Genomic DNA, 13,602 nt, shown 5'->3' on the forward strand with positions numbered 1-13,602 from the left:
TCCACGGTGTACTTTCACATTCCGATGGAAAGCAGACCTATGAACTCGCCTTTCGAAACCATGAGCCGCATGCTCGGCTTCACGGCAGCACGACGCTCACGCACGCTCTCGGGCATGTCGTCGCAGCATGATGGACAGCGCTTTCGCAATGTAAAGCCGCGTCCGGCCGAGGGCATGGGCAAGACGCTGCGCATCATGTGGAACATGATTTTCAAAAAGCCGCGCGGCACGGTGCCGGTGCATGCGCCCGCTGTTCAGACCATCACGCGTGTGCAACTCGATCATGCGCCGGACCGCAGTCTTTATCGGCTTGGCCATTCCAGTTTGCTGCTCAAATTGCGCGGCGAATTTTGGCTGATCGATCCGGTGTTCGGCGAGCGCGCATCGCCGTTCAGGCGCGTGGGGCCGAAGCGCTTTCATGCGCCGCCTATCGCGCTCGAAGATTTGCCGCCGCTGCGTGGCGTGCTGCTTTCGCACGATCATTACGATCATCTGGATCGCGATACCGTGCTCGCGCTCGCGTCCACCACGCAGATGTTTCTTGCGCCGCTCGGCGTGGGCGATCGTCTGATCGAATGGGGCATCGATGCGGCGAGGGTGCGTCAACTCGACTGGTGGCAGAACGTCGAAGTGAATGGTGTCGCGTTCACGGCCACGCCTGCGCAGCATTTTTCCGGGCGTAGTCTTTTTGACGGCAACAGCACGCTGTGGGCATCGTGGGTGATCGTGGATGACGATCTGCGCGTGTTCTTCAGCGGCGATGGCGGTTACTTCGATGGCTTTCGCGCTATTGGCGAGCGGCTCGGTCCGTTCGATGTCACGCTGATCGAAACCGGCGCTTACGATTCGCAATGGCCTTATGTTCATATGCAGCCCGAAGAAACCGTGCAGGCGCATATCGATTTGCGTGGACGCTGGCTTGTGCCTATTCACAACGGTACGTTCGATCTGGCGATGCATCGGTGGGAGGAGCCTTTTGAACGTGTGAGCGGTCTTGCGCTTGTGCGGGGGGTGGCGCTTTCTACGCCACGTATGGGGGAGAGGCTGGATCTTGAGGCGCCGCATCGTGGGGAGCGGTGGTGGCGGGATGTTTCGCAGGAAGTGGCATTGCCGGTGCGGGGTTCGTGGTGGAGGGTTTGTCGTGGTGTGAGTGAGTGAGTGTTTTACTGTCTGTCGTGCAAGGGGCTGCTGGTGTTTGTGCTTTTTATTCAGTAGCCGCCTCCCCGGCGGGGGGGTAACTTTCTTTGCTGCTGCAAAGAAAGTCACCAAAGAAAGCAGCTTTTTACCCCATGCTCGATGGCTGGAGAGGGTTGGTCTGGATTAACGGATGCAGTGGCCGCAATAGGGCTTCCCTCGGTTGGCAACGCGCATAGGCAACCTGGCGATAACGCGCTCGAATACTTAAGCGTTCGTGGACCGCATTCATTCTTTCGGCCATGCGCTACGCGCGCCGAGAACTTAAGAACGGAATCCCGCAGCGTATCAGCGCCCAGCCATCTCATACCTCCCCGCTATATTGCTATTCGGCCCTACCTTAATCAGTGCTTCCGGCAAAAGCGCATGGCAACACAAGCCAAAGTCATAACCCTGTTTTCGGCAAGTGGGTCACGCTAACGCGCGTTCTTTAGTCGGATCCCTAACCAACGTAGGGCCCAATGGGGCGGGTGCGATGTCGTGTGAGGTGGCTGGGCACTTATACGCTGCGGGATTCCGTTCTTACTCTCTCGGCGCGCGCAGCGCATGGCCGAATGAATGAGTGCGGTCCGCTTGGCGTTGACTACTCAAGCGCGCAATCGCCAGGTTGCCTAAGCGACTTGTTATGCGTGGAAAGTCCTATCGCGGCCACTGCGAAGTTAATTCAGACCACACTTTCCAGCCAGCGTGCGGAGGGGTAAAAAGCTGCTTTCTTTGGTGACTTTCTCTGCAGCAGCAAAGAAAGTTACCCCCCCGCCGGGGAGGCGGCTACTGCAATAAACACACAACCAAGAGAAGCCCCTTTCACGACAAAAACCCTTAGGTCACCGGCGCTGGATTAAACAAAACCAACGCATTAGCCAACTTAAGCGCTTCAGCTTTAGTCTCCTTCCTCCCACTAGCCACATCGAGCATCAGCCGAAAAAGCTCCCAACCCACATCAGCAATAGAAGCCTCACCAGTAGCAATAACACCCGCATTGACATCCATAAGATCATGCCACCGCCGCGCCAAATCCGACCGCGTAGCGACCTTAATCACCGGCACTTCGGCAAGGCTATAAGGCGTCCCACGCCCGGTGGTGAACACGTGCAAATTAATCCCCGCCGCCAACTGCAAAGTCCCGCAAATAAAATCACTCGCAGGCGTTGCGGCATAAATCAAACCCTTCTGCTTGACCTTCTCCCCCGGCGACAACACACCCGAAATAGTAGAAGACCCCGACTTAACGATCGACCCCATCGCCTTTTCGACGATATTCGAAAGCCCGCCCTTCTTATTCCCCGGCGTAGTATTGGCGCTCCGATCCGCGCCACCGCGCTTCAAATAGTCGTCATACCAGGCCATCTCGCGGATGATCGCCGCCGCGACCTCACCGTTAGCAGCGCGCGCGGTAAGTTGCGCAACACCATCGCGCACTTCCGTAACTTCGGAGAACATCACAGTCGCGCCGGCACGCACGAGCAAATCAGTAGCAAACCCCACAGCCGGATTCGCAGTAAGCCCGGAAAACGCATCACTGCCACCGCACTGCACGCCAATTACAAGGTCGGAAGCCGGACAAGTCTCACGCCGACGATTATTCAAGCGCTTGAGATGCGTCTCCGCCATCCGCATGATGGATTCGATCATCGAGCCAAACCCGACATGCGCTTCGTCCTGCAACACGACCGCGCCACCGTTCTCATCGCTGGCCAGATCGCCAATATCCGCGACGTCTTCAGTCTGCGCGGCAGCGGCCGCAATCGGAATGGTCCCCGGCGGCATCAGGCGCTCCGGCTGGAGCTTCTCGCAGCCGAGACTCACCATCATCACCTCGCCGCCGAAGTTCGGATTCAGCGCAATATTGCGCACCGTGCGAATAGGCACCATCGCGTCCGGCGCATCGATGGCGACGCCGCAGCCATACGTATGCCCAAGGCTCACGACATCATCGACATTGGGAAAGCGCGGCAGCAATTCCGCCTTGATGCGCGTGACCGCATGCTGCACGACATCGGCGACGCACTGCACGGTGGTCGTGATCGCCAGAATATTGCGCGAGCCGACCGAACCGTCCGCGTTGCGATAACCCTCGAACGTGAAGCCATCGAGCGGCGATTCGTCCGGCGCCTTGATCGTGGCAATCGGCAAGTCATGCAACTCGGGCGGCGTCGGCATGCGCAGCACATGCTCGTTGATCCAGCTTCCCTTCGGCAACGGCTTGTTGGCATATCCGATCGTCACGTTATAGCGAATGACGGCCTCGCCCTCTGCCAGATCCTTCAGCGCGACCTTGTGACCTTGCGGCACGCGTTCGCGCAGCACGAGACCGTCCGCGAAGGTCGCGCCTTCGCCCAGACCGCCGTCGTTCACGACGATGGCCACGTTGTCGTCCGGATGGACGCGAATATAGAGCGGGGCTTGATTCATTCTGATGATCCTTGGGGCGAATGCCACAACACAGGCTGCGTTTTAGAGTTATGTCATCCTACAACATAGGCAATATAGATGGGTCAGTGTTTACCCGCTAAGTTCTCTACAAGGCGTCAAATCTATTGTGAATCGAAAACTCATGTTGTACGATGACCTATAAGCGCTGCAACCTCCGGCCGCCCTCACCGAGACAAACACCATGACAACACCGCAAGAACTCAAGCAAATCGTTTCCGAAGGCCTGCTTTCCTTCCCGGTCACCGACTTCGACGCGCAAGGCAACTTCCGCGCGGACACCTACGCGCAGCGCCTCGAATGGCTGGCGCCTTACGGCGCTACGGCGCTGTTCGTCGCGGGCGGCACGGGCGAATTCTTCTCGCTCACGCAACCTGAATATTCGCAGATCGTGAAGACGGCCACCGAAGTCTGCCGGGGCAAGGTGCCGATTCTCGCCGGCGCGGGCGGCCCGACGCGCACGGCCATCGCGTTCGCGCAGGAAGCGGAAAAGCAAGGCGCGCAAGGCGTCCTGTTGATGCCGCATTACCTGACCGAAGCGTCGCAGGAAGGCATCGCGCGTCACGCGGAAGAAGTCTGCCGCGCCGTGCCGAAGATGGGCGTCATCATCTATAACCGCGCGAATTCGAAGCTCAACGCCGACATGCTGGAGCAACTCGCGGATTCCTGCCCGAACCTGATCGGCTTCAAGGACGGCGTCGGTGAAATCGAAAACATGGTGACGATCCGCCGCCGTCTGGGCGACCGCTTCTCCTATCTCGGCGGCCTGCCGACTGCGGAAGTCTATGCCGCCGCCTACAAGGCGCTCGGCGTGCCGGTGTATTCGTCGGCCGTGTTCAACTTCATTCCGAAGACGGCGATGGACTTCTACCGCGCCATTGCCGCCGACGACCACGCGACCACGGGCCTTCTCATCGATGAATTCTTCTTGCCGTATCTGAAGATCCGCAATCGCCGTGCAGGTTACGCGGTGAGCATCGTGAAAGCGGGCGCGAAGCTCGTTGGACATGACGCAGGTCCGGTGCGCGCGCCGCTCACCGATCTGACCGAAGAAGAACTCGGCCAGTTGGACGCGCTCATCAAGAAGCTCGGCTCGCAGTAAGCCTTAAGCGTAGGAGCGTATTGCCTCGCATGACCAGGGCCGCTTGAGAGGGGATTTTCAGGCGGCCCTTTTTGCATCCGAATTTTGGGATGCACCACGGGAACAAGGGGAAGTTTCATGTCGTCGAGCCACGCCGCGAGTCAAGCGGACGTCACGAAGCGCACGAAGGTACGCTACGTCATCCTGTTGCTGATCTTCGTGATCACGACCTTCAACTATGCGGACCGCGCGACGTTATCCGTGACCGGCACGGCCATGCGCGCGGAATTCGGTTTCGACGCCATCCGCATGGGTTACATCTTCTCGGCATTTAGTTGGGCGTACGTACTTTCGCAGATTCCCGCAGGCTGGCTGCTCGACCGCTTCGGCGCGCGACGCGTGTATGCGGCGAGCATCTTCTTGTGGTCGCTCTTCACGCTGCTGCAAAGCACGATCGGTCTGCTCGGCAGCGCGGCCACCGCCGTCACCGCGTTGTTCGTGCTGCGCTTCATGATGGGCGCGGCGGAAGCGCCCGCGTTTCCGGCCAATGCGAAGGTCGTCGCAAGCTGGTTTCCGACGCAGGAGCGCGGCACGGCATCGGCCATTTTCAATGCGGCGCAGTATTTCGCGGCAGTCGTGTTCACGCCGCTCATGGCGTGGTTGACGCACATGTTCGGCTGGCATCACGTTTATATCGTGATGGGCGTGGCGGGGTTGCTGCTCGCCATGACGTGGCTTTCGGTGATGAAGTTTCCGGCCGATCATCCGCGCGTGAACCGGCAGGAGCTTGAATATATCGAGGAAGGCGGCGGGCTCACGCACGGACATAAACGCGGTGCGGCATCGAATGCAGGCAGTCCGCTTGGCTGGGATGCGGTCAGGCAATTGCTGGGAAACCGCATGCTGCTGGGCGTGTATCTCGCGCAGTTCTGCATCAACGTGCTGACGTATTTCTTCCTGACGTGGTTTCCGATCTATCTCGTGCAGGCGCGTCACATGACGATTCTGCAGGCCGGTCTCATCGCCTCGCTGCCCGCAATCTGCGGCTTCACGGGCGGCGTGCTCGGCGGCGTGTTCTCGGATTCGCTCATCCGTCGCGGACATTCGCTGACGATGGCGCGCAAGGTGCCGATCGTGGGCGGCATGCTGCTGTCGTCGTGCATCATCGGATGCAATTACGTGGATGCGGACTGGCTCGTGGTCGCGCTCATGTCGCTGGCGTTTTTCGGCAAGGGTATCGGGTCGCTGGGATGGGCGGTGGTCGCGGATACGTCGCCACGTGAAGCCATTGGATTGTCGGGGTCGCTGTTCAATATGTTCGGCAATGCGGCGGGGATCGTGACGCCGATCGTCATCGGTTATCTGGTGGCGCGGAGCGGTTCGTTCAATGGAGCGTTGGCGTTTGTTGGGGTGAATGCGCTGATTACGGTGTTCAGTTATTTGGTGATTGTGAAGGATATTAAACGTGTGGAGTTGAAGCGGGCTTAGAGCTGGGTATTTGCCGATGCTTGGGGTTGGGTTATGTGTTGGTGGTTTGTCGTGCAAAGGGCTGCTGTTGGTTGTGTCTTTATTGCAGTAGCCGCCTCCCCGGCGGGGGGGTAACTTTCTTTGCTGCTGCAAAGAAAGTCACCAAAGAAAGCAGCTTTTTACACCATGCACGATGGCTGGAGAGGGTGGTCTGAATTAACGATACAGTGGCCGCAATAGGATGTCCCCCGGTTCGTTAAACATGTGGGCAACCTAACGATTTCGCGCTCGAATCCTTGAGTCTTAGTGGACCGCATTCATTCATTCGGCCATGCGCTGCGCGCGCCGAGAACGTAAGAACGGAATCCCGCAGCGTATCAGCGCCCAGCTTCCTCAAACATTCCCGCTATATTGTTATTCGGCCCTACCTTGGTCAGTGCTTCTGAGCAAAGCGCACACACAACGCAAGTCATTTTCAGTTGGAGCACTAATCAAGGTAGGGCCGAATAGCAATCTTGCGGGGAAGTGTGATGTGGCTGGGCGCTTAAAGGCTGCGGGATTCCGTTCTTACGTTCTCGGCGCGCGTAGCGCATGGCCGATTGAATGACTGCGGTCCACTGAGCGTTGAGTATTCGAGCGCGCAATCGCTAGGTTTCCTAAGCGCAAGTTAAGCGTGGAAAGTCCTATTGCGGCCACTGTAGTGGTTAATCCAGACCAATCCTTTCCAGCCAGCGAGCATGGGGTAAAAAGCTGCTTTCTTTGGTGACTTTCTTTGCAGCAGCAAAGAAAGTTACCCCCCCGCCGGGGAGGCGGCTACTGCCATAAAGACACAAACAAGAGCGGCCCTTTGCACGAAAGAACGATACCCGGCAGTTGCGCGAGATTGTTCTTGAAGTCATTGCCCGGCTGAATCACGAAATCGCTCCACTTCATAGTTGAATTAAGCGGGCCATCTTAAACGATCAACGGTTCGATGGAATCTGCGAGTGCTATCCGTCCACCCTCCACTACACGCGCCGTAATACCGCCAAATCCGCGCACCGCGTTATAGCCGCCGACGCCGAACCTTTCTTCCATGCGCGAACACGGATGACATTCGCCGGTCGTTTCCAACACTGCATTGCCGATACGAAAACGACGGTCCTTCAATGCGTTTAGATTAATGCCCTCGGTGACGATATTGCGCCTTAGATCGGCTGGAGATACTTCCGTTAGGCCGAGGTGACTTGCAATCGCGCGCAGGCTTTCCAACTGAATCAGCGTGACTGACGGTTACCGTTCTTGCGGCTGTAGTGATCGCCTTCGAGTCCTTCTTTGTCCGATGCCATCACGTCATTCACTTCGATAAGCGGTGCGCGCCGTGCGTGTCGAACACCGATCCAGACGACGCGGCCTGGGTTCACGGGCGCGAGCATCAGACGGGAAAGTGGGGAAGCGGGATTGAGTGGCATGAAGTGATTCTAGCTTGCCGATATATTACGCGCTGGCGTGTCAAGAATGGTCTAGTCGAATCAACGCGTCTTGGCTCTATGTCTTAGACCATTCCTCCCGTATCGTGCCAGCCATGAAAAGGAGAATCCGCATGAACCCACCAATCGAACTCCAGCTGCTAAATTCGCCGGAAGACTGGACGCTCGCATTCGACATCATGAAGGAACTGAGGCCGCATCTCGAAAGCGCGCAGGCATTCAGCGCGCAAGTACGAAAGCAGCGCGAGCAAGGCTATCGTCTTTTAGCCGCGTGCGACGGCCAATCCATGCTCGGCCTTGCCGGTTTCCGCTTCCAGACGAACACGCTTTACGGCGACTTCGTCTACATCGACGATCTGATCGTGACGGAACATTTGCAACGCAGCGGAATCGGCGCGCGCTTGCTCGACGGCGTGCGGCGCATCGCACATGAAGCGCATTGTGCGCATCTCGTGCTCGATACAGGCCTGCACATGGCGCTGGCGCAGCGCTTCTACTATCGCAAGGGGCTGCTCGCAAAGGGCATGCATTTCGTCGAAACGTTATCGTCCGAAGGGAACGCCGCGCAATGAAAACCCTCTTCATCAACGCAAGCCCGCATAGCGCGGCAAGTCACGGCTACAAGCTCGCGAAGCAAATGATCGGCGCTTCGCAAATGGAAGTGATCGAACGCGATCTGGCCGCGCATCCGTTGCCGCCGATCTCCGCCGATTACGCGCGCGCCATCACATCACGCGAACCGGACGTACGCCAGTTCGATATCCCCGAAGAACTGATCCACGAGATCGAGACCACTGAAGCACTCATCATCAACACGCCGATGCACAACTTCACGGTGCCCGCATCGCTCAAACTGTGGATCGATTACGTGTTGCGGATTCATCGCACATTCAAGTCCACGCCCGAAGGCAAGATCGGCGTCATGCGCGACCGTCCCACTTTCGTGATCGTCGGATCAGGCGGCGTTCATCACGGCGAGCACGCGCGTCAGCCGGATTTTCTGACGCCTTATTTAAGGTACGCGCTGGAATCCATCGGCATCCGCGATGTGCATTTCGTGCTGCTGCAAGGCCTCGTCATGGGCGATGACATCGTGAAGCGCGAACTCGACCACGCAAGGCGCGAACTCGAACGCCATGCGCTCTTCGCACCGGACGAGAACCTCACGACGCTTTAAGAAGTATCAAACGCCCGCCGAAGCATGCGCGCAAGCCGCGTGGCTTCGGCCTGATCGTGTACGTTCGCAAATCCAAGCACGCATCCGCGCAAGGTACGTTTCGTCCTTGCATGCAGATACCACGCAGAAAGCGCGATCACCGCGAGGCCCATTTCTCTCGCACGAGCGGCGACCGCAAGATCATCCACCGGGCCGTTTGCATCGGCGTTGAACAACACGACCAGATGCATGCCGCCCGCGGGCAATTCCACGCTCGCCTTGTTGCCGAATGCCTTGAGCACCGCACGCGCGAACAAGGCGCGCCGCTCCGCGTACAACGCACGCATGCGCTTGAGATGCCGCGCAAAATGCCCCTGCGCGATGAAGTCCGCCACCGCCGCCTGCAACAGATGCGGCGGCCCGGCGTTCATGCCGCGCGTCAACTGATCGAAGCGCGCGACGGCTCGCCCCGGCACGACGACATAGGACAAGCGCAGGCCTGGAAACATCACCTTGCTGAAGGTGCCGCAATAAATCACGCGGTCGTCGCGGTCCAGACTCTTGAGCGCGGGCAAGGGACGGCCCACATAGCGGAACTCGCTGTCGTAATCGTCCTCGATGATCCAGCTTCCCTTCTGCCGCGCCCAGTCGAGCAGCTTCATGCGCCGCGCGAGCGACAACGTAACGCCCAGCGGACTCTGATGCGAAGGCGTGACGATAGCGAAATGCGCGTTCGCATCGAGCGCCTGTCCGGCATCGGCATCCAGTCCTTCGTGATCGACTGGAACGGGCACGAGCTTCAGTCCCGCCTCGACCAGAAAGCGGCGCGCGAGCAGATAGCCCGGTTCCTCGAACCACGCGCTGTCGCCCGGTTGCGCGAGACATCGCAAAATGAGTTCGAGCGCGGCGCGATAGCCATTGGTGATGAACACCTGTTCCGGCGCGCACTCCACGCCGCGCGACAAACCCACATACGTCGCGATACGTTCGCGCAGCGGCCCATAACCCGCAGGATCGGGATACGTCAGCGCCGCGATTTCGACCGTGCGCGCCCGATGCGCCACGATCCGGCTCCACACCTTGCGCGGAAACGCATCGAGCGCGGGCAGGCCGGGACGTAGCGGCTTCGCATCGTTGTCGATATCCATCGCAGCCGAAGCGCGCGGCAGCGCAGGACCGGACAACGTTCGTTCGCGGCTCTTGCCCGCAAGCGTTCCCGGCAGCGATGACGACACGAACGTGCCCGCCGCGCCGCGCATCTGCAAATAGCCTTCATCGACGAGGATGTCGTACGCCATTTGCACCGTGCCGCGTGCGAGGTTCAGTTGTGTCGCAAGACCGCGCAGCGCAGGCACGCGATCGCCCGGTCTGAGATGCCCCGCCGCGATGGCATTCTTGAAGCGCTCGCAAATCTGCTGATAAACCGGCTGCGCGTGCCGCCGGTCTATGTCGATGGTCAACCCACTGCCCTGCGATGACATGACGCCCCTCCCGAATCTTGGCCTAGTTCGAACGGCAGTTCTTGTCCCTTCTCACCAAGCCATGATTCTCACACAATGAATCACCAACTGACCAACCAACACGAGGTGCATCATGAAAGTCGTCGTCATCGGCGGTACGGGTCTGATCGGAACGAAGGTCGTCACGTTGTTGCGCGAGAAGGGACACGAGGCGGTGGCGGCATCGCCGAGCAAGGGCGTGAATGCGGTCACGGGTGAAGGTCTCGGTCAAGCGCTGAAAGGCGCGCAGGCCGTGATCGACGTGACGAACCCGCCCTCCTTCGTGCCGGACGACGTGATGGCGTTCTTCCGCACCGCCACGACCAATCTCATGAAGGCCGAAGCCGAAGCGAACGTTAAGCATCACATTGCGTTGTCGATCGTCGGCACGGACCGCATGCCGGACAACGGCTACTTCCGGGGCAAGGTGGCGCAGGAGAAGTTGATCGAGGAATCCGGCGTGCCGTACAGCATCGTGCGCGCGACGCAGTTCCTAGAATTCCTCGGCACCATCGCGGATGTCGGCACGGTCGATGGCCGCGCGCATCTTCCGACCGGGCAGTTTCAGCCGATCGCCGCCGATGAAGTGGCGCAGATCGTCACGGACGTGGCGCTTGCAAAACCGCTGAACGGCATCGTCGATATCGCCGGGCCGGTGCGTGTGCCGCTGGCGGAGATCGTCGGCGCGTATCTGAAGGCGCGCGGCGACACGCGCGAAGTGATCGCGGATGAAAAGGCCACCTACTTCGGCGGCACCGTGCAGAAAGATTCCCTCGTGCCGCTCGGCGATGCACGGCTCGGCCACATCTCGCTCGACGCTTGGCTGAACAGCGTCGAAGCGTAAGCCAAGACGCCAACGATCAGAAGATGTGCATCAACCCGACATACGCGCCCGTTTGCGATTCTCCCGCGAGCGGGCTGGTGGTCGGCTCGGTGTCGCGCGGCGTCGCGAACACGGAGAACGTGCCGTTCGCGCTGTTGCGCACGTAAGCCACCGTGCTGTAGAGGAAGGTGCGCTTGCTGAAGTTGTACGTGGTGCCGAGCGCGTAGAGCGTGGCGTGGCTGGCCGGGTCGTGCGCGGCATCGCCCGAACCTTCGCCTACGTGGATATAAAAGCCCGCCGCCGTGACGGCCCACGCGGGGGTCACCTGATAGGTCGCGCCGAGCCAGTAGTGATCGGCGCTATCCGCCATTCCTGCGGGCGTATCCGGCGCGGCGTAATGCGTGTACGCGGCCTGCACCTTCCACTTGTCCACCTTCACGTTCGCGCCCACGAAATACTCGCGCGATGCCTGAAAGATGTTGTCAAGCCGGCCATCCTGCGAGCGTAGTTCATCGTAGATACCGCGTACATCGAGCATCGGCGAATGATAGGTGAGCATGATGCCGTCGGAGCGGCCGAACTCGCCCTGCGCGCCCGAATTGAACGAGCCGGGCTGATTGCCGAACGCATATTGCCCTTGCACGTCAAGCCCATGAAACACCGGGCTGTGATACTCGACGTTATTGCTCGACTGCTGCCAGTTGCGCCCTCTCACCAGCGATGCGGACGACACCGCCTGCTGCACGAACGGATCGAATTCCCACACGCCGTCGCTGTCGATAAAGAGATTGCGGCCCGCCTGAATTTGCCCCCACTCCTTCGAGGTCAGCCCGACATACGCGCGGCGCGACCACTCGCGCCCGCCGCCCGTGGTGCCGTTCATGATCTGGATCGCGGTTTCCAGATCGAAGATGGCGAAAGTGCCGCCGCCCAGATCTTCGTTGCCCTTGAGGCCCCACATGCTGGTGCCCCAGTCGCCGCCTTCGGCGCTCCATCGCGTGGAGTTGCCGCCTTGAGGCGTGGCCACGTGATTCAGATATTCGATGCCGCCATCGAGGCGGCCATACATCGTGACGGTCGATTGCGCCCACGCGCCGGCGCATGCGAACAGGGCGAAACTCGCCGCCGCGCATCGACGAATATGCATGGCTTTCATTCTTTTTGCCTCCTCATGTCGGGGTTCCGGACCTTGCCCGGGAAACCGTAGGCGGGAACGTAGCACTATCCGGCAGAACCTGCACAAATCGCACGGATCGCTTGATGCATGCGGTCGCGATCGATGGTGAGTTCGGCATACAATCGCCCTCTTGTTCGATTACCTGCACTCTCCGTTCGATGACAACACAAAAAGTTAGAGACGCCGAGCGTACCAAGAACGCGCTGCTCGAAGCCGCCGCCGATGAGTTCGCCCTGAACGGTTACGCATCCACGCGCGTGGAAGATATCGCACGACGCATCGGTCTTACCAAGCGGCTCGTTTTCTATTACTTCGACTCGAAAGAAAAGCTGTATATCGCTGCTTTGGAAGCGGCTTATCAGCGCATTCGCAAGGAAGAAGAAGCACTCGTTGACAGCTCGACGCCACCGCGCAAGGCGCTCGCGGATATCTGTCTTTTCACGTTCGATTATTACGTGAGCCATCCGAACTTCGTGCGGCTCGTGACGAGCGAGAACATCGAAGGCGGCGCGTTTCTCGCCAAATCCAGCGTGATGCGCGAACGTAACCAAGGCATCATCCGCTTGCTCGATTCGATTCTCACGCGTGGCCGCGCACAAGGCGTGTTTCGCACCGATGTGAATGCCAAGGATGTTCACATGACAATTAGCAGTCTTGCGTTCTTTTGTATTGCCAACAGGCATACATTCGGCACGCTGTTCGATATCGACATGAGCAGCGAGGCGTTTTTTGCTGCCAAGCGCAAGCAGATCGTGGATATCGTTGACCGGTTTTTGTTGCCTTCGGCCGGTTAAAAAGCGCCTCAGTTTTTTCTTAAGGGAGTCACCCGATATCGAATGCTTGCTTCGGATCGCTAACATTGCCGCGCGGTTGTACGACGACGTCGGGGAAACGCTGCCCGACGCGCGTCATCACTTCAACGAGGCGAGTATTCGGACATGCGAAATTCGATTGACATGCAGCGCGGCGCGAGGGCTTTGGCGGCGGTTTCTTTGGTTTTGATGTTGACGGCGTGCGGGGGTTCTTCGTCACCGCATTCAGCAAGCGCTTCGAGCGGCGCGGTGGCGGATAACGGGGCGTCGGCGGTGACGCCGGATAAACCTGCTTCGGATGCCGTGCCTGCTTCGGACGCAACGCCTGCTTCGGACGCAACGCCTGCTTCGGACGCAACGCCTGCTTCGGATGCCACGCCTGCTTCGGATGCCACGCCTGCAAGCAGCGCCGCCGTCACGCCGCCGCCCGGCTTCCAAGTCGGCACCACGACCTTCGATCCCAATCTCCCGCCCGAACCTGCCCTGCCGCCAGC

At 59.4% G+C, this 13,602-nt stretch carries 13 protein-coding genes; 7 read left to right on the top strand and 6 right to left on the bottom strand.

Features of this window, described 5'->3' with window-relative positions; translation table 11 throughout:
- Positions 1-39 precede the first annotated feature (39 nt).
- Entirely contained in the window at positions 40-1,158 is a 1,119-nt protein-coding gene (locus ACZCWR_RS24180; protein WP_487305579.1) for an MBL fold metallo-hydrolase, read from the top strand.
- Between the two features lie 855 nt (positions 1,159-2,013).
- Here the strand turns inward: ACZCWR_RS24180 and garD are convergent.
- Positions 2,014-3,606: a galactarate dehydratase gene (gene garD / locus ACZCWR_RS24185; protein WP_487305580.1), complete on the bottom strand. Its 1,593-nt coding sequence runs from the start codon at positions 3,604-3,606 to the stop codon at positions 2,014-2,016.
- A 202-nt stretch (positions 3,607-3,808) separates the two neighbouring features.
- Here garD and kdgD point away from each other — a divergent pair, with 202 nt between their 5' ends.
- Both kdgD and ACZCWR_RS24195 read left to right on the top strand, forming a co-directional pair.
- On the top strand, positions 3,809-4,726 hold the full coding sequence (gene kdgD, locus ACZCWR_RS24190; protein WP_487305581.1) for a 5-dehydro-4-deoxyglucarate dehydratase: 918 nt from the start codon (positions 3,809-3,811) through the stop codon (positions 4,724-4,726).
- A 117-nt stretch (positions 4,727-4,843) separates the two neighbouring features.
- On the top strand, positions 4,844-6,193 hold the full coding sequence (locus tag ACZCWR_RS24195; protein WP_487305582.1) for an MFS transporter: 1,350 nt from the start codon (positions 4,844-4,846) through the stop codon (positions 6,191-6,193).
- 933 nt (positions 6,194-7,126) lie between these two features.
- Here the strand turns inward: ACZCWR_RS24195 and ACZCWR_RS24200 are convergent.
- On the bottom strand, positions 7,127-7,423 hold the full coding sequence (locus ACZCWR_RS24200) for an MOSC domain-containing protein (RefSeq protein WP_488876512.1): 297 nt from the start codon (positions 7,421-7,423) through the stop codon (positions 7,127-7,129).
- Between the two features lie 5 nt (positions 7,424-7,428).
- On the bottom strand, positions 7,429-7,623 hold the full coding sequence (locus ACZCWR_RS24205; protein ID WP_488876513.1) for a hypothetical protein: 195 nt from the start codon (positions 7,621-7,623) through the stop codon (positions 7,429-7,431).
- 131 nt (positions 7,624-7,754) lie between these two features.
- Between ACZCWR_RS24205 and ACZCWR_RS24210 the strand changes: the two genes are divergently transcribed.
- Together ACZCWR_RS24210 and ACZCWR_RS24215 are read left to right on the top strand one after the other, a co-directional pair.
- Positions 7,755-8,213 (top strand): GNAT family N-acetyltransferase, encoded by a 459-nt coding sequence (locus tag ACZCWR_RS24210; RefSeq protein ID WP_487305583.1) that lies wholly within the window; start codon positions 7,755-7,757, stop codon positions 8,211-8,213.
- Positions 8,210-8,818, top strand: coding sequence for an FMN-dependent NADH-azoreductase (locus ACZCWR_RS24215; RefSeq protein WP_487305584.1), 609 nt, complete (start codon positions 8,210-8,212; stop codon positions 8,816-8,818). Before ACZCWR_RS24210 ends, ACZCWR_RS24215 begins: the two co-directional genes overlap by 4 nt.
- Here the strand turns inward: ACZCWR_RS24215 and pdxR are convergent.
- Positions 8,815-10,278, bottom strand: a complete 1,464-nt coding sequence (gene pdxR / locus ACZCWR_RS24220; RefSeq protein ID WP_487305585.1) for a MocR-like pyridoxine biosynthesis transcription factor PdxR — start codon at positions 10,276-10,278, stop codon at positions 8,815-8,817. The two genes, ACZCWR_RS24215 and pdxR, sit on opposite strands and share 4 nt — an antisense overlap.
- A 112-nt stretch (positions 10,279-10,390) precedes the next feature.
- Here pdxR and ACZCWR_RS24225 point away from each other — a divergent pair, with 112 nt between their 5' ends.
- Positions 10,391-11,140, top strand: coding sequence for an SDR family oxidoreductase (locus ACZCWR_RS24225; protein ID WP_487305586.1), 750 nt, complete (start codon positions 10,391-10,393; stop codon positions 11,138-11,140).
- 16 nt (positions 11,141-11,156) lie between these two features.
- Here the strand turns inward: ACZCWR_RS24225 and ACZCWR_RS24230 are convergent, their stop codons facing one another.
- Positions 11,157-12,266 (bottom strand): porin, encoded by a 1,110-nt coding sequence (locus tag ACZCWR_RS24230; protein ID WP_487306133.1) that lies wholly within the window; start codon positions 12,264-12,266, stop codon positions 11,157-11,159.
- Between the two features lie 188 nt (positions 12,267-12,454).
- Here ACZCWR_RS24230 and ACZCWR_RS24235 point away from each other — a divergent pair, with 188 nt between their 5' ends.
- Positions 12,455-13,090 (top strand): TetR family transcriptional regulator, encoded by a 636-nt coding sequence (locus ACZCWR_RS24235; protein ID WP_487305587.1) that lies wholly within the window; start codon positions 12,455-12,457, stop codon positions 13,088-13,090.
- Between the two features lie 122 nt (positions 13,091-13,212).
- On the opposite strand, the gene ACZCWR_RS24240 is transcribed toward ACZCWR_RS24235, so the two are convergent.
- Positions 13,213-13,554 (bottom strand): hypothetical protein, encoded by a 342-nt coding sequence (locus ACZCWR_RS24240; protein WP_487305588.1) that lies wholly within the window; start codon positions 13,552-13,554, stop codon positions 13,213-13,215.
- Between the last annotated feature and the right edge of the window lie 48 nt (positions 13,555-13,602).

This window comes from Caballeronia sp. A2-2 (genome assembly GCF_057612605.2).